Source organism: Arthrobacter oryzae (assembly GCF_031454875.1).
In the GTDB taxonomy this organism is placed as follows: domain Bacteria; phylum Actinomycetota; class Actinomycetes; order Actinomycetales; family Micrococcaceae; genus Arthrobacter; species Arthrobacter oryzae_D.
Genome location: NZ_JAVDRQ010000002.1, coordinates 391,928 through 414,893 on the forward strand (window position 1 = coordinate 391,928; position 22,966 = coordinate 414,893).

The following is a 22,966-nucleotide window of genomic DNA, read 5'->3' on the forward strand; positions in this document are numbered from 1 at the left end:
CTGATTCCTTGGCATAGACTTAAGTCTATGAACCACCAGAAACCCGCTGCCCCCGTTTTGGGGGGCGGCGGGTTTTTGCGTATCCGTATGGATTTGGCGTACGACGGCGGCCCGTTTAGCGGGTGGGCGGTGCAGCCCGGACTCCTGACCGTCCAGGGAGTCCTGGAGGATGCCCTGGCGCTCCTGATCCGGCGCAAGGTGCGCGTCACCGTCGCAGGCCGCACGGACGCCGGCGTACACGCCCGCGGCCAGGTGGTGCACCTGGACCTGACCGAAGACGAGTGGCTCGGACTCAACCGCGGCGTGGAACTGGATCCCGCCGTCGCGCTTCTGCGGCGTCTGCGGGGTGCGCTCAGCAGGGGGCTGGGAGACCTGACCGGCGCCATCGAAGTGCACAGCGTCACCGTTGCGCCGGAGGGGTTCGACGCGCGGTTCTCGGCGCTGTGGCGCCGGTACAGCTACCGTATTGCGGACGGCCCCGCGCTCTGGGATCCCCTGGGCCGGTCCTCCACGCTGTGGCACAAGGAACAGTTGGATGTAACGCTGCTGAACGAGGGCGCGGCCAAACTGCTGGGCCTGCAGAACTTCCGTTCCTACTGCAAGCCCCGGGAAGGATCCACCACCATCCGGGAGCTGCAGCGGTTCGAATTCGAGCGGGGGAGCGACGGCGTCATTGTTGCCACCGTGCAGGCCGATGCCTTCTGCCACAATATGGTGCGTGCCCTGGTGGGCTCTGCGCTGTATGTCGGCTCGGGGGCCGAACGCCCCGGCTGGCTCTACGAGCGGCTGCTGGAGCAGAAGCGCGATGCGAAGTCAGTCCTGGCGGCGCCGCATCCTCTGGTGCTGGAGGAAGTCGCATACCCTTCGGACGGTGAGCTGCTGGCCCGGGCCGAACTGACGCGGGCGCTGCGGAAGTAGGTCCACGGGCTATTCCGGCGGCGGACGGTAGATTCTGTGCGCCGTCGGGTGCAATAGTGGCGGGATGATCAACCAGCAGCAGCTCTGGGACGACGAAGCCGCGAAGCACTACGACACGCCCGGAGAGGGCATGTTCTCCCCCGAAGTGCTGGACCCCACGGTAGAGGTCCTGTCACAGCTCGCGGGCGGAGGTCCGGCCGTTGAGTTTGCCATTGGCACGGGGCGTGTCGCTATCCCGCTCTCAGAGGCGGGTGTTCAGGTCAGCGGCATCGAACTGTCCCATGCGATGATCTCCCGTCTGCGGGAGAAGGTCGGAGCGGACCGGATTCCTGTCGTTCAGGGCGACATGACCGAGGCGGTGGCGGGCCAGAACTTCTCGCTGGGGTTCCTGGTTTTCAACACCATCGCCAACCTCCTGAGGCGGGATGCATGGATCGGACGGACGCCACACCGTTACATCTGGCCCAGCGAGCTCGACCTCATGGCGCGGCTGGCAGGGTTTGGGCTGGAATCGAGGTGGGCGGACTGGGACCGCAGCGAATTCACCGCGGAGTCCCGCGGTCACGTGTCGGTGTACCGGCTCACAAGCTGACGGCCCTTCGGGGAGACAGCCCATTGGAGTGGTTATGGGAATTGCGGAAGGTGTAGTAATGAATAACTGACAACAACGTTTACCTTTGAATTCAAGATAAATGAGCGGAAGAATTCCCCCGGGAAAAAGAGCCACAAATAAGCGAGATTTCTTGTAGCGTAGTCCCTCGGGGGGTGAAACGAACACTTGCGATGGGCAGGTGTTTGTATGGGGTCTGGGGACAATGGGGTTTTGCCATGAGCGATCTGGGAGTAGCTGTGGTTATCGAGGACGACAAGGACGTACGGAACTTGTTGGAATCGGTCTTCCTTCATGCAGGGTTTGAGGTGCACACGGCCTCGGACGGCCGTGAAGGCGTGGAAGTGGTCCGACATCAGCACGCCAACGTTGTCACGCTGGACGTCGGACTGCCGGACATCGACGGCTACGAGGTACTGCGCCGCATCCGGCAGTTCAGTGACGCCTACGTGGTGATGCTGACGGGCCGGACAGAAGAGCCGGACATGCTGACGGCGCTTCACTCCGGCGCGGACGACTACATCACCAAGCCGTTCCGCCCGTTGGAACTCCGCGCGAGGGTGGCCGCCATGATGCGGCGGCCACGGAACAGCGGGGCAGACAGGCAGCCGGCGGCAGCGGAGCCGGCCCCACTGGTTCACGCCGGAACCGCGCCCAGGGACGTCCTGGAGCACCGGGGCCTCAGGCTCAGCTCCAGGACCAGGTCCGCTGAACTGGCCGGCAAGGAACTGGAACTGACCCGTAGCGAGTTCGTCCTGCTGGAGGAACTTCTGCGGGCCGGCGGCGCGGTGTGCACGCGGGCTGACCTGGTGAAGGTGGTGCGCGGGGACTACTACCAGGACGACACGTACATCAGCGAGGCTGACGAGCGTGCCGTGGAAGTCCATATCGGGAACCTCCGGAGGAAACTCCACGAAGATCCCCATTCGCCGCAGTTCCTGCAGACCGTGCGGGGTGTGGGATACCGGCTCGCAGCCGGCAAGCCATAATTGCCGGCGGGCCTGCTAGTCCGCCGGGAGGTAGCTTTGGCGGAGGTGCGCCACTGTTTCCCGGCCGAGCTCCGAGACCCGGGCCAGCAGGGACCGGCCCTTGTCCCAGCACCCGGACCGGATCAGGTTCTCGATGTCTTCGGCAAGGCGGGCCAAGCGCAGGCCGCCCACCATCGCGGAACCGATCTTGAGGCTGATGGCGGCATCCAGGGCAGTGTTGCGGTCCTGGCCGGAGATCGCATTGGTCAGGTTCAGGTAGCGCTGTTCCCAGATTTCGATGTAGTCCAACGCGAACTTCTTTGCGACGGAGGGCTGCGCCAGCTGGCTCTCGAGCTCCTGCAGCACCAGGAGGTCCACGAGCGGGATGTCCTCAAAAGCCAAGCTGGCGTCCATGCCCGGGGCGGCGTCGACCAATGGCGAGACGCGGACGTCGTCCGGACTCTCGTCTTCGGTGCAGCTGCCTGAAATGGACATATGACAACGCTACTTCCTGAACCTGTCAATTCACTCGACCTATGGAGATATTGCGGAAACCTTGAGTCTTCTTGGGCAACGGGAGGCAACTGGTGTTACCTGATGACAGTTACTGAGTGCTGAATGTGACAACTGTATTGATGACTGCCGGCCCAAGAATGGCGATGAACAGGACGGGAAAAATGAAGAACAAGAGGGGGAACAGGATCATGACCGGCAGCTTCATGGCCTTTTCCTCAGCGCGTTGCCTGCGCTTGACCCGCATCACCTTGGCCTGAATCCGGAGTACCCGGCTGATGGCAATTCCGTAGGTGTCCGCCTGCACAATGGCCTGCACGAAGCTGCGGAGTTCCGGGATGCTGGTGCGTTCGGCAAGCGCCAGGTAAGACTCCCTGCGGCTGCGTCCCACCTGCATGTCCTGCAGGGTGCGGACAAGCTCTTCGGAGAGGGGTCCTTTGCCGTTCTCTCCCGCCCGGGCCATGGCACCCTCGAAGCCGAGGCCGGCTTCGACGGAAATGAGCATCTGGTCCAGGGTGTTTGCCAGTTCCAGCTGCATGGCCTTCTGGCGTTCCTGGCCCTTGCTGTATAGGAGCAGGTCCGGGATGAAATAGCCGAGAACCAGCACAAAGAGGCCGGCCAATTTCATCAGCGGGGTGCTGCCCGTGGCGCTAAGGAAGGCGCCGAGAGTTGCGCCAGTAATCCCCAGAGCCAGTTTCGAACCAAGCACACGTCCGAGCGGCATGGATGCGGGCCGCCCGGCCAAGGCCAGCAGTCGGTCGAGTTTGCGGACGTAGGCTGCAGGCGTCAGGGCATGTCCGATGCGGTCGAGGGAACGCCGCTCCGACTTTTCTGGTACCTCAGCCACCCTGCGGCCGCGGGCCAGGAGGGTCACCGCCGCAGTCCGGGATTTGCGGTCCACGGACAGGACGGACCAGGCCAGATAGCCGACGGGCAGGCAGACCAGGAGGAGCGAGGAAAGCACCAGGGGATTCATTTGCGTCTCAGAACTTCAGGTCGATGATTTTGCGCATCCACAGGCTGCCGATGGTCATGAACACCACGGACGCCGCGATCATGCCCCACCCCAGCGGGTGGGTGAACATTGCGTCCATGTAGCCGGGGTTCACGGCCATGAGCATGAGCACGATGCCGATGGGCATGGCAATCAGGATGTAGGCGGAGAACTTTCCTTCTGCCGCGAGTGCTTTGATGTGGCCCTTGATTTCGGACCGTTCCCGGATCGTCTCATTGACCTGGTCCAGGACCTCCGCCAGGTTTCCGCCGACTTCGCGGTTGATCTGGATGGCCTGGGCAATCCAGATGAAGTCCTCGTTCTTCATCCGTTCCGAGGTGTCCGTCAGGGAGGCCAGCAGGTCGCGGCCCAGGCTGGTCTCGGTGATGACCCGGCGCATCTCTTCCGACGTCGGGCTTTGGGATTCAGCGGCCGCGGCGTCGATGGCGCGGAGGATGCTGTGGCCGGCCCGGAGTCCGCCGGCGAGGAGCTGGAGGGTATCGCCGAGCTGCTGGTCGAACTTTGCCCGGCGCTTGCCGGCCAGGAAGCCCAGCAGCAGGTGCCCCACGAACGGGGCCAGGATCACGAGGAGGACGGAGACGGCAGGCACGCCGATGACCAGCCCAACGAGTGCGCCTACGATGCCACCGGCAATGACCAGGACAAAGAACTCGGCCTGGCTGAGCCGGAGGCCGGCATTCTCGAGGGACTCGCGGTTGTAGAGGCGGACGTTCCGGTTCGCCAGGAACCGGTCCAGGGCCCCGACCGTGGTGTTCGCCAGGCGGGTCAGGCCTGAGGGCGGATTTGAGTCGTAGGGACGGCGCCGGCCGAGGGCGATCTCCGGCGTGCCGGGTATCAGCAGCGCCACGCCCAGGAGGACGGGTGCAAGGAAGAGGAGCGCCGCTCCAAGGGTCATGAGCATGGCAGCGCTCCTAACCCTGTCCTTCGCCGGCGGGACCGGCGGGCGTAGCGAAGACGCCGGGCGAGACATGGATCCCGAGGTCCTCGAAGCGGTCGATGAAGCGCGGACGGATCCCGGTGGCAACAGGACGCCCGAGGAATCGCCCGTGGGCGTCAACACCGGCGGAGTAGTCGAACACAAAGGCGTCCTGCAGGGTCACGATGTCGCCCTCCATCCCCTGCACCTCGGTCACGTGGGTGATGCGGCGGCTGCCGTCGCGCAAACGTGAAATCTGGACGATCAGGTTCACGGCGGAGGCGATCTGTTCCCGGATGGCCCGCAGCGGCAGGTCCATCCCGGCCATGAGCACCAGTGTTTCGAGGCGGGCGACGGCGTCCCGCGGCGAGTTGGAGTGAACGGTGGACAGCGAGCCGTCGTGCCCCGTGTTCATGGCCTGGAGCATGTCCAGCGACTCTCCGCCGCGGACCTCGCCCACCACGATGCGGTCCGGGCGCATACGCAGCGAGTTCCGCAGGAGTTCGCGGATGGTCACTTCGCCTTTGCCTTCAGTGTTGGGCGGTCTGCTTTCCAGCCGCACCACGTGGTCCTGCTGGATCTGGAGTTCCACGGCGTCCTCGATGGTGACGATCCGTTCATCTGCTGGCAGGAAGGAGGAAAGGACGTTCAGCAGGGTGGTTTTCCCCGTTCCCGTTCCGCCGGAGACGATGATGTTGAGCTTGGCCTTGACGCACGCGTTCAGGAGCTCGGCCATTTCCGGCGTCAGGGTCCCGAAGTCGATGAGGTTCCGGACGGTGAGGGGCACCTTGCTGAACTTACGGATGGTCAGTGATGATCCGCCGACGGCCAAGGGTGGGATCACCGCGTTGACACGGGAACCGTCCTCCAGCCGGGCATCCACCAGTGGCGAGGACTCGTCAATGCGGCGGCCAACCTTCGACACGATCCTCTCGATCACCTTGCGCAGGTGCTCCTCCGAGCTGAAGCGGGAGTCCGCCAGGGTGAGGTGGCCCTTCCGCTCGACGTAGATCTGGTCCATCCGGTTGACCATGATTTCGGTGACGGCGGGGTCATCCAGGAGCCGCTGCAGGGGTCCGTAGCCCAGCACGTCGTCGGCGACGTCCTGGACCAGGCGGGTGCGCTCTTCCGCGGACAGCGGCACCTGCTCGGCGTCGATGATGCGCGTGAGCTCCTCCCGGGCGGACGTCCGGAGTTCCAGCTCGGTGATGGCTGAGTCATTGAAGCGCGAACCCAGGCGTTCGAACAACGCCGTGGCTGCCCGCTCCTTCAACGCCGCGAACGCGTCCACGGGCTGCTGGGCTTTGGGCCTGGTTTCGTCCGGATGTTCCGTCCCCGTTGACGGAACCACGACGGCGGCAGCCGGTGCCGCCGTCGTCGTCCGCTTTTCCTGCTTTGCCGGAGTCCACGGTTCCGGGTGGCGGCCGGGCAGCGCGGGGCGGTCCAGCTGAAGGGTTGCGGTGGACGCGCGTGATGAGGGGCCTGAGGAGGCGGACGGCGTGTGGGGCTGCGACGGTGACTGCGACTTCGCCTGCGCGGCGCTGATGCGCTCTGAAAGTTTCATCTAGACCACTACCCTTCGGTGAAGTTTGCGTTGTGATTTGGCGCGCCAGGCGGGGTTGAACCGCTCGACGAGCTGGTTAAGCCCCTTGGTGGCCGGGTCCTTGGCTGACTCCTGAAGGACAGGGATGCCACGGTTGGTGGACAGTGCGACGGCACGGGACCGCGGGATGCTCACGTCGACGGGGGCTCCGATGGTGGACTCGAGGTCCTGGACCGTGAGCCCGAGCTTGGAGTCCGCCATGTTGAGGACCACGTGCCGGGTTTCCGGGAGGATGTCCAGCTGGCGGAGGACGTCCAGGCCGGAACGCAGGCCCCTGACGCTGGGGATATCCATGGCGCTCACCCACACCACGTCGGTGCACTGTTCCATGGCGGCGAGGCCGATTTCCGGCAGTCCCGGGGCTGTGTCCACCACAACGTACTGGAACTGTTCGGCCAGCTGTTCCAGGAGCCGGCTGACCTGGTCCGGGGTGATCTCGTCGGCGTCCACAGGGGTTGGCGGAGCGCAGACAGCATAGATACTGCCCGGATGGACGGTGAGGAAGGCCTTGAGAACGAGTGAATCCTGGCTGGCGGCGGGGGAGACCGCGTCCGTGACGGTGTGCTGCGGGTCGAGGTAGAGCGCGGAGGCGACGTCCCCGAACTGCAGGTCCAGGTCCACGATCACCACGCTCATCGGGGCGATCTTGCCCAGGCCGATGGCGATGTTGGTCGCAATGGTGGTCTTGCCAACGCCGCCCTTGGGGGAGAAGACGCCGATAACGAGGCCCCTGTTACTTTCCGCCGTCGGTTGGCTTGTTGGCGGGCGGTAGCGGCCGGCGAACGATTGGCTGGCGCGCTCCAGGAGGACCCGGATATGCGCGGGGTCGGAGTCGGGGGAGAGGATGTCCCGGATGCCGGCGCGCATAGCCTGAAGGATGAAGTCGGGATCCGGTTCGGTGGCCAGGATGACGCTGAGCTCCGGAAACCGGACGTTCATTACGGTGGCGAGCCGGAGCGATTCCTCCACGGGAACGCCGGGTCCCAGGATGAGGACTTCGGGCTGTTCCTGGTTGAGGTGGGCGAAGAGTTCGTTGGGGTCGGCGGGGAGCAGGCTGGTGAAGAACGTCTGCACGCCGCCGTGGAGGCCGCCGGCGACGGCTTGGCGAAGGCGGCCGTCGAAGTCGGCGTCGGGCGTGATGAGGATGAAGCGGCTCATTTGTAGACGTCCGGCCGGATCAGGATGCGGGGCCCGTTGTCCTCGGCGTCGAGGGGTTCTCGCGTGAGCCAGATGGCATCGCCGAACTCGGAGGCGAACACGATCTTGCCTGCGTTGACGTCGTTGACTGCCACGGTGATCATCAGTGATCCGGTGGGGAGGTTCACGTCCCGCGGTTCGGGTTGGGTTCCTGCGCTCGCCGTCGGTGCCGGGTTGGCGGCGGCTGCCTCGGGGGCACGCTGGACAGCTGTGACCAGGACTTTGTGGATGGAAAGCTGGGTGGTCTCTTTGTCGGCCTTCGATTCGATGCCGCCTGCTTTCATGGAGATGAAGACGCCCACGTGGTCGCCCGGCTGGAGGCGTCCGCCGACGACGCGCTGCGGCTCCAGCTGGAAGGAGACTTCCTGGAGGCCGGCCGGCACCTTTACCGAGCCGGAGGTCTGGAGGTCTTCAGGGGCGACGAGCTTCTCCGCCAGGAGCTGCTCGCCGGGCACGAGGTCCGCGGCGGCGACTTTTCCGGCGGACTGGTCCAAGCTGTCCAGGGCGGACTTTGCGACGGCGGTTCCCGGCATCTGTTCCAGGGCCACCGATGCTTTCACGGTGTCAACGGTTGCGCCGGCGGGGATGGCCTTCGTGACCACGAGGACGCCCACCGGTTCCAGGTCCTTGACTGCGCGTTGGTCGGCACCCTGGGCGTAGGTGACGACGAGGACCGCCCCGACGATGGCCAGCAGGACTGCCACCACTCCTGCCAACAAACGTGACTTCACTGAATGCTCCTGTGCTTTGGGTTTTTGCTAAAGGGAGAGACGGACAACTGTGGCCCCGTAATCGGGTGCGCTGCCCAGTTCAAGGGCATCGGACAGGGAAACGTACTTCACGAAGTAACCCCTCATGGTTTTGTTCTTGATCGTCCCCCCGGATGACCAGCTATGGCTTTCAAATTTGTAGCCAGTGACATGAAAGGCGGCGAAGCCCTTGACGTAGTACTTGCCGCTGGAGCCGTTTCCCGTTGCAACGTCGTACAGGGGCAGAAGGACAGTTTGATCATTGAGGGTGTTAACATCTGAGGCCGTGCAGGGGGATGGCACACTGGCGCCGGTGCTGCTGGCAAACCATATTCCCGGATCGTTCGCTTGGCCGGCCGTTAGTGCGACGCTGCATTTGCCGTCCCCATCTTCAATCCAGCTGAATCCACCGGGGATCTCGCCGCAGCCGCCGGTATCGAAGTCGAGGACCTGCACGCTGCCTGCCGCCGCACCGGGGAGGAGATCAAGTTTGCACTGGGGAATCGCGAGGGGAAGTATCAGGCGGCCCTTGGACGGAGTGCCCCACTGTGCCTTGGAGCCGGCACTGACTTCTGCGGTATCCATTCCGAGCACCCTTGCGAAGAAGAGGGAGACTTCGTTGGCGGTCTTGCCGGCTTCCTGCCCGCCGGCTGTGACCGTTACGGAGCGATTGGTTTTGTCCAGCACGGTGGATTTGATGTTGCTGAGGCCGTCGTTGGCGTTGCCGTTGGCGAAGCTGCTGGCCAGGGCCGAAGTCGTGGAGCAATCGGTGTCGGTGGTGCTCTTGGCGCACTTCTGGGCGATTGCCAGCGCGGCCGCGTCGGCACCGTTGCGAAGCTGGGTCCGCTCGGCGTAGAGCATCCCGACGTCCACTGCTATGGCTCCGAAGCCGAGGAGGCCCACGAGCAGAAGGGCGACGACGACGCTCACGGCGCCGCGCTCGCCGTCGATACACCGGTGCCGGGGTGTCAGCCGCCGCATAGCATCGACCCTTTGCCCGTCATCGCGAATGGACCGGCTATCCCCGTCATGGTGGTCAGGTTGTAGCTGATGGTGATTGTCATCCGGTTGCCCGGAGCACAGGTCGTGGTTCCGGTATCGAGATTCTTGAAGGCGATGTTCCCGTCCGCCAGCCCGGGATGTAGCGATACCGCGGTGCTCTTGGCTGCGGTGCGGGCTGCAGAGATGTCGTTGGATACGGCCATCACCCGGACGCTCTCACGAGCGGCGGCGGACAGCGAGGCCTGCGCGTCGTAGGCGCGGCCAAACTCCATGATGCCCAGGAGCAGCATGACGAGGACGGGAGCCAGGATCGCAAATTCGACCGCTACGGCTCCGCGCTCGGATGCCCTGGACATGGTGGTGCCTTTCAGTCACGTGAATGGGGGATTACAGCCGAAGTGGCGGCGGCTTGGTTGCCGCCGCCACTCTGGTGTTGGGGATGTGCCGTGCACATCAGGAGGTTTGGGAAGAATGCCTTAGGGGACGCAGGTGCTGGCTGCTCCGGCTGCGCCGGGCGTATAGGTCCCGCCACCATTGACCTGACATGCCATCTGCCCGAACATGTCGGTCAGTGTTCCGCCGAGGAGAGTGACGGCGACGATAATCACGACGGCGATGAGCGCCACCATGATGCCGTATTCGACCGCGGTTGCGCCGGTCTCTTCGCGGCGAAGGCGGGAGGCGAGGTACTTGAATGTGGAAAGCATGGGGACTCCTGAGCGAGTTTGGGTGGGCTGGTCCTGCACCAGCTCTGCCAAAAATGTAGCAACCGCATTCCGGGTTTGGACTCGACCTTGGCGCATCCTGTGGCAAGCCTGTTTGTCTTGCACGTTGCCTGCGATAATCTTGCGCCTTTGATGCGCAACCAGTTTGTTCGACGTCAGTATCGGAAACATGGAAAAGAACTCCCTCAGCTCAGGTGGCTGGGGGAGTCCCGATAATGAGTGACAGGCGTGCTTGGTGGTTTCCGATGAAGGCCCTGAACGTGCACTCACACGCGCCCAGGGCCTTCTCCCCGGTACGAGATGCCGCATCTCGGTGCCGGGTGGCAACGGACACCTCTCGGTTCTGGGTGCCGAGAGGCTCCGGGTCTTGGCCGGAGGTTCCGGCGGGCTCCAGGTTTAGCTGAACGCCTCAACGATGCTGATGGCCGCGGGGCCGAGTAGCACGATAAACAGCACAGGGAAGATGCACAATAGCAGCGGGAAGAGTACCTTGACAGGCAGTTTCATGGCCTTCTCTTCGGCCCTCTGCCTGCGCTTTACCCGGGCTTGTTTGGCTTGGGTACGAAGGACTTTGGCGATCCCGATGCCGTATTTGTCAGCTTGGACCACTGCTCGCACGAAACTCCGCAGGTCCGGGACGGAAGAACGCGACGCCAGAGCGGCATATGCCTCTTGTCGGGGACGGCCTACTTGAATGTCCTGGAGCGTCCGCATCAGTTCCTCGGCGAGCGCGCCCCCACCATATTCTCCGGCCCGGGCCATCGCGGATTCAAAGCCCAGCCCGGCCTCCACGGAGATAAGCATCTGGTCGAGGGTGTTCGGGAGCTCAAGCGCTATCGCCTCCTGACGTTTGATGCCCTTGTTATAGACCAAAAGGTCAGGAACGAAGTAGAACAAAATCGTGATGCAGAAGCCCAAACCGATGATGGGCGGGGTTGGTGACTTACTGATGAGAAGCAATCCCAACAGGGCGCCGACCAGTGCTAGGAGAGGCTTAGATATGATCAGCTTTTCCAGCGGCATGGACTCGGGACGGCCCGCAAGGGCGAGCCAACGGTCCAACTTGGCTTCGTAACTGCCCGGCGTGAGCCGCTTTGAGATTGTCAGGAATGCTGGCGCTCTCTGGATAGAGGCGTTGGCTCCTTGGGCAAACCCCTGTCCAAGATTGGTCTGGACAGCCAGTGCACCGCGGCGGTCCAGCGTGACAAGAACCCACGTGAAGTAGGCCAGCGGCAGTACGACCGCCGCAATAATCAACCAGGCTATTGGAGTCATGGCGTGTCTCCCTAGAACTTGATCTTGACTGTGCGGCTCATCCAAAAGCCGCCTATGACGAACATCAGGATGCTGACGATAAGCAGGATGATCCCGACGGGATGAGTAAAGAACACGTCCATGTAGCCGGGGTTCATGACTCCTATGAGAAGGGCGACTCCTACGGGCATGCCCATAAGGATGTAGGCCGACATCTTCCCTTCCGCGCTGAGGGCACGTACCTGACCCTTGATCTCGCTCCGTTCCCGGATTGTGCCGGCGACTTCTTCCAGGACCCCGGCCAAATCGCCGCCTACTTCGCGATTTATTTGGATGGCCTGGCCGATCCACCGGAAGTCCTCGCTATCCATCCTCGTGGCGACCTCGTCAAGGGCTTGACGGGCGTCTTTACCGATGCGAGTTTCATTGACGACACGTGACAGTTCTTCAGACGTCGGAGCGTCAGCCTCCTGGGCCGCTGCCTCGATCGACCTCATGACGCTGTGGCCTACCCGAAGGCCGCCGATCAGCATCTGGATGGTGTCTGTGAGCTGGGCTTCGAATCGTCCCCGACGCTTGTCCCTGCGCACGGACAGAACAAGCCTTGCCAGAAAAGGAGCGGCGATGGCGAACAGTATTCCAAGGAGTATGTTTGTCAGCAGTGAGACAATCGTGCCAGCCAGGAAGGAAGCCACGAGGACCATCACGGTGAAATCGGCCGGCGCCATCTTCACTCCGGCGTTGTACAGGACGGCCCGGCTATATGGTCCCCCCGACTCACCTATGACTCCGCCCATGGCAGTCACTGCAGAATTCGAGACACGACTGATGGCTGACTGGCCTTGATACGCATCCGGACGCCTGCGATTCACAGGAATTGATCCGTACTGAGGTTTCAGGGCGACCAGGAACAACACCAGAAGTGCACCGAAACAGATCGCAATAGCCGCAATAAATAGAACGGGTGAGTCCACGTCTACCGCCTCCCTGTCGAGGCTGCCGGGGCGCTAAAGACTCCTGGTGACACGGCGATGCCAAGATCGGCAAATCGATCCAAAAATCGCGGGCGTATACCCGTCGACACCGGCCGTCCAAGAAAGCGACCCTGTGCATCCATGCCCGCGGAAAAGTCAAAGAGGAAGGCATCCTGGAGCGTAACGATGTCTCCTTCCATACCTTGAACTTCGGTCACATGGGTTACACGACGACTGCCATCTCGCAGTCTGGTGACTTGGATGATCAGATCCACGGCGGACGAAACTTGCTCTCGGATGGCACGTAGGGGCAAATCCATTCCCGCCATGAGAACGAGGGTTTCCAAACGGGCGACTGCATCGCGTGGAGCGTTTGCGTGCACGGTGGACAGGGAACCATCGTGGCCGGTGTTCATTGCTTGCAGCATGTCCAGCGATTCACCTCCTCGGACTTCGCCAACAATAATTCTGTCCGGTCTCATCCGGAGTGAATTGCGAACGAGCTCCCTGATGCTTACTGCGCCCTTGCCTTCGATGTTTGGCGGCCGGCTCTCCAAACGAACCACATGCTCCTGCTGCAGCTGAAGTTCGACAGCGTCCTCGATCGTCACGATTCTGTCCTCCGCGGGAATGAAGGAGGAGAGAACATTGAGCAGGGTAGTCTTTCCGGTACCAGTTCCGCCGGAAACAATGATATTCAGCCGCGCACGCACGCAGGCACTGAGCAGTTCTGCCATTTCGGGGGTGACTGAGCCCCAATCGATCAGGTTCTGGACCGTCACGGGTACCTGACTGAATTTTCTGATGGTGAGCGATGGGCCGTTCACCGCCAAGGGAGGAATGATCGCGTTCACGCGGGATCCGTCTTCAAGCCTGGCGTCAACGAGAGGGGACGATTCATCGATCCGCCGCCCTACACGGGAGACGATGCGTTCGATGACCTTACGCAAATGATCGTCCGAACTGAACTGGAATCCGGTTAATGTGAGGTGTCCGTGGCGTTCAATGTAAATCTGGTCAAAACGATTGACCATGATCTCTGTGACAGTGGGATCTTCGAGCAACCGCTGCAGCGGGCCGTAGCCCATCACCTCATCGGCAATCTCACGGATCAGCCGCCGGCGTTCATCAGGGGACAGCGGCACCTGTTCCTGGTCGATGACGGCGGAGAGTTCTTCCACTGCCGCAGAACGAAGGTCGTCCTCTGACGATGATGCATCTGCAGAGCGTGAACCCATGCGTTCAAATAGCGCTAGTGCCGCACGCTGCTTTAGTCCCGCCAACGCGTCGAAGGACTGAATCACCGGTGCTGAGCCCAAGTTCAAAGCCGAGGCCAAGGGGGTGCTTGCTGGCGCTGTTGGCGGTAGTGTGGTCGGCGCAGCGGACGCATTCGGGGCGTACTGCGTGGACCTGTCCGATTCGTGAGGATTCGAATCAGTCTGTGAGCGGGTCAGGCGATCTGAGAGTTTCACGATACAACCACCCTTCGGTGCAGTTTGTTGTGGGTGGATGACACCCATTGGGGATCGAAGCGGTCCACGAGCTTTTTCAGACCCTTAGTGGCGGAATCCCGAGCGGAACTCTGCAAAACGGGAACGCCTCGATTTGTGGTGAAGGGGAGACTGCGAGACCGCGGAATCACAGTGTCGATCGGGACGCCGATAGTGGCCTCGACGTCCTGCACCGAGAGCCCACTCTTACGGTCGGCGAAATTCAAGACAGTGTGCCTACCCTGTGGCAGGAGCTGCAGTTCCTTTAATACACCGAAACACTTGCGCAGGCCCCGGACGCTAGGAACGTCCATCCCACAAACCCATACTCCGTCAGTGGCCTGCTCCAGTGTCGCGAGAACGTGTTCGCCGAGACCTGGCGCGGTATCCACCACCACATACTTGAATTCGCTGGCCAACTGGTTGATCAGCCGGCTGACGTGGTCCGCAGTAATGTAGTCCGACTCGGCCGGCGTTTTCGGAGCGCAGAGGGCGTAAATGCCGGCAGGGTGGACCGTGAGGAAGGCTTTAAGCACCATGGAGTCTTGGGAAGCCACACCATGGACAGCCTCCGTGATGCAATGCTCGGGCTCCAACAGCAGCCCTGAAGCAACATCGCCGAATTGCAGATCCAAGTCGACGATGACCACCCCCATCGGTGCCACCTTGCCCAAGCCGATGGCAAGGTTCGTTGCCACCGTTGTCTTGCCGACGCCCCCCTTAGGCGACATGACAGCTATCACGCGGCCGCGCTCATGACCAGGTTCCGCGGCTGGCGCCATTCCCCGGCGCCGGCTGGCAGCAGCCAAACAGGCCCTTTCAAGGAGTACGCGCAGATCGTTGACCACGATTTCCGGAGTGACGACGTCTCGTATCCCGGAGTGCATGGCGCGAAGCACTAAGTCCGGAGTTGGTTCGGCCACTAGGAGCAGACTGACCTCAGGGTATTGAAGGTCAAATACAGTTGCTAGCTTGAGAGCATCCTCCGCGGCGACACCGGGGCCAAGAATAAGTACCTCAGGAGGCGCCCCGTTTAGCTGCCTGAAAACGTCATCCGGCCCGCCGGACAATACGTCGGGAGAGAGAGTCTGCATATCACCGTGCAATGCACCGGTGATGGCCTGGCGGACGCGTCCCTCAAAATCGCGCACCGCTGTGATGGCGACAAATCGGCTCATTAGTACAGCCCCCCGAAAGTTGTGACGGGAGGATCGCTCTTGGTGGACGTATCTGTTTGCTTCGCCAGCCAAATAGTGCCGAACTCGGCGCCATAAACCAGCTTGGCAGCATCCGCATCGCTCCTGGCCACGGTGACAAAGGCAGATCCGTTCGGCATCTCGACGCCCTTCTCCGTAGACCCGGAGTTCTTTTCAGTCTCCGGTGCAGCCTTTTGAACCGCGGTTACAAGTACGTCATGGAAGAGCAGGCCTGTGGACTGTTTCCATCCCTTGACCTCGGCAGGAACATTGGCGTTGGCTGGCATCTCTTCGTCGGACTTGAAGGATGTGTAGACGGTCACCTTGTCGCCCGCCTCCAGCCGGCCGCCGAGTATCCGTTCGGGTGCGAGGAGGAATGTTACTTCTTCCAGGCCATCAGGGACGGGCACTGTGCCCGGTAGGAGATCGCGGGGGTCCACGAGCCTGGCAGCCAAGAGCTGTTCACCCGGTTCGAGACCGACTGATGTGATTTTTCCCTTGTAATCGCTCAGGCTTTCGAGAGCGCCGTCCGGTACTGCAGCCTGCGGTATTGCCTCGAGCTGGACCTTGTTGTTCAAGTCCTCAGCTTTAGTGCCGGCAGGGATCGATTCTTTGACAACTAAGACATTTACGGGTTCGAGACCTTGAGCGGCCCTGTTGTCGGCTCCCTGAACGTATACAACTAGTAATACGGTTCCGGTAATTGCCAACAGCAGCGCTGCGATGCCTCCCAGTAGGCGTGATTTCACTTCACTTGCTCCTTATCGATACTTGGTGAAACGGGTGCGCATGGTGAGCGGTCAGGGGCTACTCCGATAGCCAGACTGAAGATGCTCCGTAATTGGGGTTTCCACCGCTCGATGACACGCCCTCCTCGAGGGAAACAAAGCGGGTGAAATATCCTTGAATGCCGCGGCAGTTGCCACCAGGGCAGGCTGGCGCGGAGGGGTCGAGATTCGTCAGACCTGGTCCGCCGCCAAACTTGAAGCCTGTGACTTGGAAGGCCAGAAACCCTACCAACGAGTATTTTGTCTTTTGGCCGTTCTGAACTGCCGTAGTGAAAATCGGGATGAGTATCGGCGAATCCATGATGGTTGCTGGCATATCCCGGCAGACGTTTGGTAAATCATTCCCAGGGTTGCTGCCGACTTCGCTGTTCGCCACATCGATGTCTGCTGAGCAGCCGTTGTCTGTGTCCAGCCAGCCGAAACCCCCTGGGGCGTAACCGTTCTGCGCCGCGCAGCCAGGGTATGTAGGAACGTTCTGGTCATAACGGAGGAGGATCCGCGTCGGAACCGGATCACCGGTGAAGCTTCCTGTTGAGTTCAACTCGGCGAGTTGGCTCGATGAGAGGTACTTTTCAAATACACATTTGCTTACGGTCCATGGCAGGGTTGTGGCTGCAGTAGGTGTACCCCAAGTGGCTTCCGCCGCCGCTCGGATATCTGTCGATTCAAAACCCATGATCTGAGCGAAGAAGAGCGAGAAGCTGTTGGCTCCGGATCCGGCGTCGCGCGTGTTCGTTTCAACCCGAACAGTAGTGGGATTCGGAAAGGTGATAGAGGCAACTCCGCTGGAGCTGTCATTGCTGTTGGCATTTGCCAGGAGGGCGCCGGTGGCGTCCACCTCCCCGCAGTCGCCGTTGGCGCAGTCGCCCGCGATTGCCAAGGCGGACGAGTCGGCGCCGTTCTGGAGTTGCGCTTTCTCCGCATACATGGCACCTACATCGACGGCGATAGCCGCGAAGCCCATGAGCACGACAATCATGATGGCTACGATGACGGTAGCTGCACCGCGTTCCCTGTCTTGGTTGACACCCTGCCGGCGTCCTCGTTGTTTGAATGCTGTCAGCCACCGCATCTCATCACCCCTACTCCGGTCATATTCAACGGGAAGATGACCGACCCGCCGAAGAATCCGGCATCTAGAAAACCGGATAATGAAGGTAATGTCAGGCTCGTCGTCACCGTGACATCGGAGCCCGCCGCGCAGCTGCTGGCGTTGCTGGTGACCGTCATGCCCAAGCCTGCGAGCGACGGGGCAGCAGCGGAGGCGGTTCCGGCGACGTCAAGACTCGCGTCGTCGTAATGGATGGCTGCGTGGCGAGCGCCCTCCCGCGCCGCTTGTGTCAGGGAAACCTGGACATTGAAAGCTCGCCCGAATTCCATGATCCCAATTAGTAAGAGCAACAGAACCGGGAGGACTATCGCCATCTCCACGGCCACTGCTCCGCGATCTTTCTGTTTTGATTTCACGACGGTCTCCCCAGACGCTTCGTTTTCGATAGGAGAATTGCCCGGAAATGCAACTGTTCCGGTGACGGCGACTGCCGCCACCGGAACAGAGGGCAATAATGCGTTGTGGGCTAAAGGTTTCCAGCGACGGCCACGAAAAGGTCATGGATGGCCGGGCCCAGGATGAGGAGAGCAGCGATGACGACGACTGCGATGAGAGCGACCATCAGGCCATACTCAACCATCGTGGCGCCCTTCTCTTCGCGGGTGAGGCGGTTCTTGACGCCGGCGATGTAAGCAACCATGGAGACCAGTGCAGAGTTCATTTTCTTGTTCCTTTGTGAGTGCTGAATTGGTTTACGAATTTCCCGCGCCCCCCAATTCGGCGTTGCTGGAACTTCGATACACAAAGGAATACAGGAGTCACAAATAGCCACACAACGCGTGGTTGTACTCGTCTTTTTTACTCCACTAACTGGACGTTACTTGGGGGAAGTCACTGTAATCCCGAGTTGTGGAGTACACGGCTACTTGGTGTACTCGGAAACTGCTACCGCGAGAACACCGTAGGCATGATGATGCGCCCCAATTCGACGCCCCACAGCACTGTTAGGACGCAGCCCAGGAACATGGACGGGCCGAAGGGTAAAACGGTCTTTCGCCCCGCCAATCCGCTCGTAACAAGAAGAACACTGGTAACAGCGCCCGCAATAAAACCGAGGACTATACCGAGTATCAAATGCCCGGCAGAGAGGTACCCCAAGTACATGCCAAGTGGTGCCGAGAGCTTTACGTCTCCCATGCCCATTCCGCGGGGAGAAATTAAGGCCAAAATCAGGTAAATCACGAAAGTTACGGCACAACCGATGACCGCAGCGAGCAGATTTCCCCATCGTTGGTTCATGCCGGCGTCCAAAAGCAGCAGCACGAATCCGATTCCAAGCGACGGAAGGACGACCTTGTTGGGCAACAACTTGTGTTGGAGGTCGATCCAAGACAGCACAAGCCCAGTTGCACTTAGGAAAAAGAACGCGGGCAGCACCCATGACCAGCCGAACCTCCAGGCCATGGCGGCGAACAGGAACGCCGTTAGTGAAAAACTAACGAGGCTCTGCCAGCGGGACCGCCCCAACTCCAGGGTCGGCAGCAATCGCCGTGTGATGTGCAGGGCAACTGGCGCCACTGCCAGCCCCAGCAGGGCACATAGAATTACCAACAGTGGAGCCGGGGGCATTTCAGTCAACGGGGCACCTAAGCTCGCAGTTACTCTTTGGTCCAAAGCGCCGGCACCGAGCATCAGGACCGGCGCAGGCTGGCTACCTAGAGCCTATTTTGACCAGCGGCCTCTGTACCCGCTATTCTTGATAGTCGTTGTGCGTGTCCTTTCTCGATGATGCGTGCCCGCTGAGAATCCGGTTGCAGGATAACTACTCCTCGGGCACATTCGAGACCTCTGGACCACTGGATTTCTAGAGCCCTCACCTCTGTTCCGGTAGCGCATAGATAGTAGGTGCACACGCTTACGTGACACCTAAACAAGAACGCCAGAACAAGAACGAGGCAAACACCGTGCGTACGTACACCCCGAAGCCCGGCGATATCAACCGCCAGTGGCACGTCATTGACGCCACCGACGTTGTCCTTGGTCGTCTCGCCAGCCAGACCGCAATCCTGCTGCGCGGCAAGCACAAGGCCACCTTTGCTCCCCACATGGACATGGGCGACTTCGTCATCATCATCAACGCCGAGAAGGTTGCCCTCACCGGCGCCAAGCTCGAGCAGAAGCGCGCTTACCGCCACTCCGGCTACCCGGGCGGCCTGACCTCCGTCAACTACGCGGAGCTGCTGGAATCCAACCCGGTTCGCGCCGTGGAGAAGGCCATCAAGGGCATGCTCCCGAAGAACTCTCTTGCTGCTCAGCAGCTGGGCAAGCTGAAGGTGTACCGCGGTGCAGAGCACCCGCACGCCGCACAGCAGCCCAAGACTTTCGAAATTTCCCAGGTCGCCCAGTAGTCCTGGCCACCAAACAACTTATCAATACAAGGAGAACCGTGGCTCAGAACGAAGAGACCACCGAAGCCGTTGAGGCCGAGGAAACCCTGACCAGCTACACCTCGGAAAGCGGAGCTGCTGAAGCAGCTGCGCCGAAGAAGGAGCGCCCGGCACTGACCGTCGCCGGCGCTGCTGTTGGCCGCCGCAAGGAAGCCGTTGCACGCGTTCGCGTTGTGCCGGGCTCCGGCAAGTGGATCATCAACGGCCGCGAACTGGCCAACTACTTCCCGAACAAGCTGCACCAGCAGGATGTCAATGAGCCCTTCAAGATCCTCGATCTTGACGGCGCTTACGACGTCATTGCCCGCATCCACGGCGGTGGCCCCTCCGGCCAGGCCGGTGCACTGCGTCTTGGCATCGCCCGTTCACTGAACGAGATCGACGTTGAGAACAACCGCGCCACGCTGAAGAAGGCCGGCTACCTTACCCGTGACGCACGCGTCATCGAGCGTAAGAAGGCTGGTCTCAAAAAGGCCCGTAAGGCTCAGCAGTACTCCAAGCGTTAATTCCGCTTACCTGAAGCCCGTCCCGCCATCAGGCGGGGCGGGCTTCCGTCGTTTAACTGCAGCAATAGCCAAGGACGGTATCCGTGCGGCTGAGATGACGGATCCCTCGCCTCGGTGCGAGCCAGAGTCAGCGCAGCGGGGTCCATCGTCTAAACTTGACCCGATGTCTAGATTATTTGGAACAGATGGTGTCCGGGGCCTGGCAAACGGCCTTCTCACAGCAGAGCTGGCGATGCAGCTGGCGCAAGCGGCCGCCGTCGTACTCGGCCACGACCGCAGCACTGAAGGTGCCCGGCCGCGTGCCGTGGTGGCCCGCGATCCGCGTGCGAGCGGCGAGTTCATCTCCGCAGCCGTCTCGGCGGGACTCTCCAGTTCGGGCATCGACGTCTATGACGCCGGCGTGCTGCCCACCCCGGCGGCCGCGTACCTGGTGGCTGACCTCAAGGCAGATTTCGGCGTGATGATCTCCGCCTCCCACAACCCGGCGCCGGACAACGGCATCAAGTTCTTCGCCAAAGGCGGCCAGAAGCTGCCTGACGAGGTTGAGGATGCCATCGAGGCGCAGATGGGCAAGGACGCGTTCCGCCCCACGGGAAGCGACGTGGGCCGCATCCAGACCTTCTCCGACGCCGAGGACCGCTACATCGTCCACTTGCTGGGCACGCTGCCGCACCGCCTCGACGGTCTGAAGATCGTCCTCGACTGCGCCCACGGCGCCGCCAGCGGCTGTTCCCCTCAGCTCTTCAACGACGCCGGTGCTGAGATTGTGGTCATCGGTGCGGAGCCCGACGGCCTGAACATCAACGACGGCGTGGGCTCAACCCACCTCGGACCCCTTCAGCGTGCCGTGGTGGAGCATGGTGCCGACCTCGGCATTGCACACGACGGCGACGCCGACCGCTGCCTGGCAATCGACCACGAAGGCAACGAGGTGGACGGTGATCAGATCATGGCCATCCTTGCCCTCGCCCTCAAGGAGTCCGGCAAGCTCAAGGACAATGTCCTGGTGGCAACAGTCATGAGTAACCTCGGCCTGAAGATCGCCCTCCGCGATGCGGGCATCAGCATCCGCGAGACCGCCGTGGGGGACCGCTACGTCCTCGAGGAAATGCGCGACGGCGGGTTCAACCTCGGCGGCGAACAGTCCGGACACGTTATTTTCGCAGACCACGCCACCACGGGCGACGGCCTCCTGACCGGTCTGCAGTTGGCAGCGCAGGTGGCGCTCACGGGCCGGCCGCTGAAAGAGCTGGCCACCGTGATGACCAAGCTCCCGCAGCTAATGATCAACGTCAAGAACGTGGATAAAGCACGGGCAGGAACCGACGAGGGTGTCCTCGCCGCAGTGGCCGAGGCTTCCGCCGAACTGGGCGAGACCGGCCGGGTGCTTCTGCGGCCCTCCGGTACAGAGGCGCTGGTCCGAGTGATGGTGGAGGCAGCCGACATGCCCACCGCAGAACGCATCTGCAAGCGGCTCGCCTCTGTGGTGGAGGAACGACTGGCCGTAGAGCCCGCCGTCTGAGCCGACGCCGTCTGAGCTATCCCGGGCCGGGTCCGGCCCCGAGACCAAAAGTGGTCCGCCTCCAGCAGGAGGCGGACCACTTTCGTCAGATCAACAAACTAGGCCCGGCGGCTGCCGTTCCTGAGCTCGTCACGGATTTCGGTGAGAAGTGCGATGTGGGGGTCCTCGGCGGCCTCTTCCTTGACTTCGGTATCAATACCGAGCCGGCGGTTCCGCCGTTCGATCATGTGGTTCATCGGGACGATGACCACGAAGTAGATCGCGGCAGCCACCAGCAGGAACGAAATGACGGAGGAGATGACGGACCCATACATGAATCCCTCCCACTGCATCTCTGCAATGCCCTTGGCACTGAAAAGGCGGCCGATCAGCGGAGTCAGCAAGCCTTCCACGATTGAGGTCACGACGGCGCCGAAAGCGGCACCCATGACCACGGCGACGGCAAGGTCTACGACGTTGCCCTTCATGATGAAATTCTTGAATCCGGTCAACATAGCTCCAAGCTAGTGGAGCCCCGTAAACATGGTGTGACCGGCAGGTAATTTCGCGGGGCGTGTCGTGGGTCACATGGCACCCGCACGCAGCCCTGCACCGGGCCCGCCCCTACAGGTACCCCGGCGCAGCTTCCAGCCCGAAGTACTCTTCCAGTGTCGCAATTCCCCGTGCGGCCATGTCCGTCGCGGCCTCCACGCCTATATAGCGCAGGTGCCAGGACTCGTAGTAGTAGCCCGTGATCTCGTGGAACATCCATGGGTACCGGACCACGAAGCCGAAGCGGTGCCCGTTGGCCTTGGCCCACACCGCGGCCGGCTGATCGGCGAAGCATGGCTGGAAGCTGCAGGCTCCGCCGCCGTCGCCGATGTCAAAGGACCAACCGGTCTGGTGCTCCGAGTATCCCGGCCTGGCCGAGGCTGTGTCCGCCTCCGCCTGCCCCCGGGACGCAACATAGCTGTTGTACGTGGCCACCTGCGTGCCGTAGGAGCGGTAGCCGCTGGCCAGCGTCATGGTCACGCCGTCCCTCGCGGCCGCGGCGAACATCTGTTCCGCGGCAGCCGCCGTCGTGCTGTTCAGCTGGGCCGCTTCGCCGGAAACTGCCAGTGCGATGTTCGGCTGAACGAGGTCCGCCGGCACGTAATCGGCGGGGGAGAGCGGGCGGTGCTTGTTGACCACCAGCCACGGGCTGGCGGGATCCGTCAGGGAATACTGTTTCGCCAGTCCTGCCGCGGGCGAGGTGGGCGTCGGCGCGGAAGTGGTTGCCGGCGCGGGCGCCGCCACCGTCCCCAGTTCAGTGGCAGCGGACGTTTCCGGCCCTGCCGACGACGACGCAGCCGTCGGCGAGGCGGACGCTGATGTCCCGGTGGGGGAGGACGACGACGGCGGCTGCGTCCCGCCGTCGGGCGTGCACGCTGCCAGGGCAGTGAGTCCGGCGCCCGCTGCCAGGAGCTTGGCGACGGCCCTCCGACTCGGTGCAGCTCCGGCGGTCGGTGCAGGTCCCGCTGTCACGGCACAGTTGTGGCACACC

General features: G+C 62.1%; 26 protein-coding genes. 6 read left to right on the forward strand and 20 right to left on the reverse strand.

The genetic code is table 11. The features are described from left to right. Positions 1 to 27: 27 nt before the first annotated feature. The 3 genes from J2805_RS05095 to J2805_RS05105 all read left to right on the forward strand — a co-directional run bounded on the left by J2805_RS05095 (position 28) and on the right by J2805_RS05105 (position 2,517). A complete protein-coding gene (locus J2805_RS05095) occupies positions 28 to 918 on the forward strand; it encodes a tRNA pseudouridine synthase A (protein WP_309970122.1) in 891 nt (296 codons plus the stop codon). A gap of 64 nt (positions 919 to 982) precedes the next feature. After that, on the forward strand, positions 983 to 1,510 hold the full coding sequence (locus J2805_RS05100) for a methyltransferase domain-containing protein (protein ID WP_309970125.1): 528 nt from the start codon (positions 983 to 985) through the stop codon (positions 1,508 to 1,510). Positions 1,511 to 1,746: 236 nt separating this feature from the next. Continuing rightward, positions 1,747 to 2,517, forward strand: a complete 771-nt coding sequence (locus tag J2805_RS05105; protein ID WP_309970128.1) for a response regulator transcription factor — start codon at positions 1,747 to 1,749, stop codon at positions 2,515 to 2,517. Between the two features lie 15 nt (positions 2,518 to 2,532). Here J2805_RS05105 and J2805_RS05110 read toward each other — a convergent pair whose 3' ends face one another. From J2805_RS05110 to J2805_RS05195, 18 genes are all read right to left on the reverse strand, one after another. Further along, positions 2,533 to 2,991 carry an Hpt domain-containing protein gene (locus J2805_RS05110; RefSeq protein WP_309970134.1) on the reverse strand — a complete coding sequence of 153 codons (459 nt, stop codon included), beginning with the start codon at positions 2,989 to 2,991 and terminating at the stop codon, positions 2,533 to 2,535. Between the two features lie 109 nt (positions 2,992 to 3,100). Beyond that, positions 3,101 to 3,985, reverse strand: a complete 885-nt coding sequence (locus J2805_RS05115; protein ID WP_309970137.1) for a type II secretion system F family protein — start codon at positions 3,983 to 3,985, stop codon at positions 3,101 to 3,103. 7 nt (positions 3,986 to 3,992) lie between these two features. Beyond that, entirely contained in the window at positions 3,993 to 4,925 is a 933-nt protein-coding gene (locus tag J2805_RS05120) for a type II secretion system F family protein (RefSeq protein WP_309970139.1), read from the reverse strand. A 10-nt stretch (positions 4,926 to 4,935) separates the two neighbouring features. Next, on the reverse strand, positions 4,936 to 6,504 hold the full coding sequence (locus tag J2805_RS05125) for a CpaF family protein (protein ID WP_309970144.1): 1,569 nt from the start codon (positions 6,502 to 6,504) through the stop codon (positions 4,936 to 4,938). Continuing rightward, positions 6,505 to 7,701 (reverse strand): AAA family ATPase, encoded by a 1,197-nt coding sequence (locus J2805_RS05130; protein WP_309970146.1) that lies wholly within the window; start codon positions 7,699 to 7,701, stop codon positions 6,505 to 6,507. After that, positions 7,698 to 8,471: a Flp pilus assembly protein CpaB gene (gene cpaB, locus J2805_RS05135; protein ID WP_309970148.1), complete on the reverse strand. Its 774-nt coding sequence runs from the start codon at positions 8,469 to 8,471 to the stop codon at positions 7,698 to 7,700. Before cpaB (J2805_RS05135) ends, J2805_RS05130 begins: the two co-directional genes overlap by 4 nt. Before the next feature lie 27 nt (positions 8,472 to 8,498). Further along, positions 8,499 to 9,470, reverse strand: coding sequence for a pilus assembly protein TadG-related protein (locus J2805_RS05140; protein WP_309970151.1), 972 nt, complete (start codon positions 9,468 to 9,470; stop codon positions 8,499 to 8,501). After that, positions 9,458 to 9,847: a TadE/TadG family type IV pilus assembly protein gene (locus J2805_RS05145; RefSeq protein WP_309970154.1), complete on the reverse strand. Its 390-nt coding sequence runs from the start codon at positions 9,845 to 9,847 to the stop codon at positions 9,458 to 9,460. Before J2805_RS05145 ends, J2805_RS05140 begins: the two co-directional genes overlap by 13 nt. Before the next feature lie 120 nt (positions 9,848 to 9,967). Next, entirely contained in the window at positions 9,968 to 10,198 is a 231-nt protein-coding gene (locus J2805_RS05150) for a Flp family type IVb pilin (protein WP_309970157.1), read from the reverse strand. A gap of 414 nt (positions 10,199 to 10,612) precedes the next feature. Next, on the reverse strand, positions 10,613 to 11,491 hold the full coding sequence (locus J2805_RS05155) for a type II secretion system F family protein (protein ID WP_309970160.1): 879 nt from the start codon (positions 11,489 to 11,491) through the stop codon (positions 10,613 to 10,615). 11 nt (positions 11,492 to 11,502) lie between these two features. Then, positions 11,503 to 12,267, reverse strand: coding sequence for a type II secretion system F family protein (locus J2805_RS05160; protein WP_309970588.1), 765 nt, complete (start codon positions 12,265 to 12,267; stop codon positions 11,503 to 11,505). A 179-nt stretch (positions 12,268 to 12,446) separates the two neighbouring features. Beyond that, positions 12,447 to 13,916: a CpaF family protein gene (locus J2805_RS05165; RefSeq protein WP_396134220.1), complete on the reverse strand. Its 1,470-nt coding sequence runs from the start codon at positions 13,914 to 13,916 to the stop codon at positions 12,447 to 12,449. Beyond that, positions 13,913 to 15,112, reverse strand: a complete 1,200-nt coding sequence (locus tag J2805_RS05170) for an AAA family ATPase (RefSeq protein ID WP_309970163.1) — start codon at positions 15,110 to 15,112, stop codon at positions 13,913 to 13,915. The genes J2805_RS05165 and J2805_RS05170 overlap by 4 nt, the downstream gene beginning before the upstream one ends. Beyond that, positions 15,112 to 15,879: a Flp pilus assembly protein CpaB gene (gene cpaB / locus J2805_RS05175; protein WP_309970166.1), complete on the reverse strand. Its 768-nt coding sequence runs from the start codon at positions 15,877 to 15,879 to the stop codon at positions 15,112 to 15,114. The genes J2805_RS05170 and cpaB (J2805_RS05175) overlap by 1 nt, the downstream gene beginning before the upstream one ends. Positions 15,880 to 15,937: 58 nt before the next feature. Further along, positions 15,938 to 16,990: a Tad domain-containing protein gene (locus J2805_RS05180; RefSeq protein ID WP_309970169.1), complete on the reverse strand. Its 1,053-nt coding sequence runs from the start codon at positions 16,988 to 16,990 to the stop codon at positions 15,938 to 15,940. Continuing rightward, positions 16,978 to 17,385, reverse strand: a complete 408-nt coding sequence (locus J2805_RS05185) for a TadE/TadG family type IV pilus assembly protein (protein WP_309970171.1) — start codon at positions 17,383 to 17,385, stop codon at positions 16,978 to 16,980. The genes J2805_RS05180 and J2805_RS05185 overlap by 13 nt, the downstream gene beginning before the upstream one ends. A 110-nt stretch (positions 17,386 to 17,495) precedes the next feature. Next, positions 17,496 to 17,690 (reverse strand): Flp family type IVb pilin, encoded by a 195-nt coding sequence (locus J2805_RS05190; RefSeq protein WP_309970175.1) that lies wholly within the window; start codon positions 17,688 to 17,690, stop codon positions 17,496 to 17,498. A 224-nt stretch (positions 17,691 to 17,914) separates the two neighbouring features. Continuing rightward, complete coding sequence (locus J2805_RS05195; RefSeq protein ID WP_309970594.1) at positions 17,915 to 18,598, reverse strand: prepilin peptidase; 684 nt, start codon at positions 18,596 to 18,598, stop codon at positions 17,915 to 17,917. 335 nt (positions 18,599 to 18,933) lie between these two features. Between J2805_RS05195 and rplM the strand changes: the two genes are divergently transcribed. The 3 genes from rplM to glmM all read left to right on the forward strand — a co-directional run bounded on the left by rplM (position 18,934) and on the right by glmM (position 21,444). Further along, complete coding sequence (rplM, locus tag J2805_RS05200) at positions 18,934 to 19,377, forward strand: 50S ribosomal protein L13 (protein WP_011692756.1); 444 nt, start codon at positions 18,934 to 18,936, stop codon at positions 19,375 to 19,377. A gap of 38 nt (positions 19,378 to 19,415) precedes the next feature. Then, positions 19,416 to 19,922 (forward strand): 30S ribosomal protein S9, encoded by a 507-nt coding sequence (gene rpsI / locus J2805_RS05205; RefSeq protein WP_043482963.1) that lies wholly within the window; start codon positions 19,416 to 19,418, stop codon positions 19,920 to 19,922. Between the two features lie 163 nt (positions 19,923 to 20,085). Then, on the forward strand, positions 20,086 to 21,444 hold the full coding sequence (glmM, locus tag J2805_RS05210) for a phosphoglucosamine mutase (protein ID WP_309970178.1): 1,359 nt from the start codon (positions 20,086 to 20,088) through the stop codon (positions 21,442 to 21,444). Positions 21,445 to 21,542: 98 nt separating this feature from the next. Here the strand turns inward: glmM and mscL are convergent, their stop codons facing one another. Together mscL and J2805_RS05220 are read right to left on the reverse strand one after the other, a co-directional pair. Further along, complete coding sequence (mscL, locus tag J2805_RS05215) at positions 21,543 to 21,938, reverse strand: large conductance mechanosensitive channel protein MscL (protein ID WP_309970180.1); 396 nt, start codon at positions 21,936 to 21,938, stop codon at positions 21,543 to 21,545. Positions 21,939 to 22,047: 109 nt separating this feature from the next. Then, the gene (locus J2805_RS05220; RefSeq protein ID WP_396134221.1) at positions 22,048 to 22,965 is read right to left on the reverse strand and encodes a D-alanyl-D-alanine carboxypeptidase family protein; all 918 of its coding nucleotides are present in this window, start codon (positions 22,963 to 22,965) and stop codon (positions 22,048 to 22,050) included. Position 22,966 lies beyond the last annotated feature (1 nt).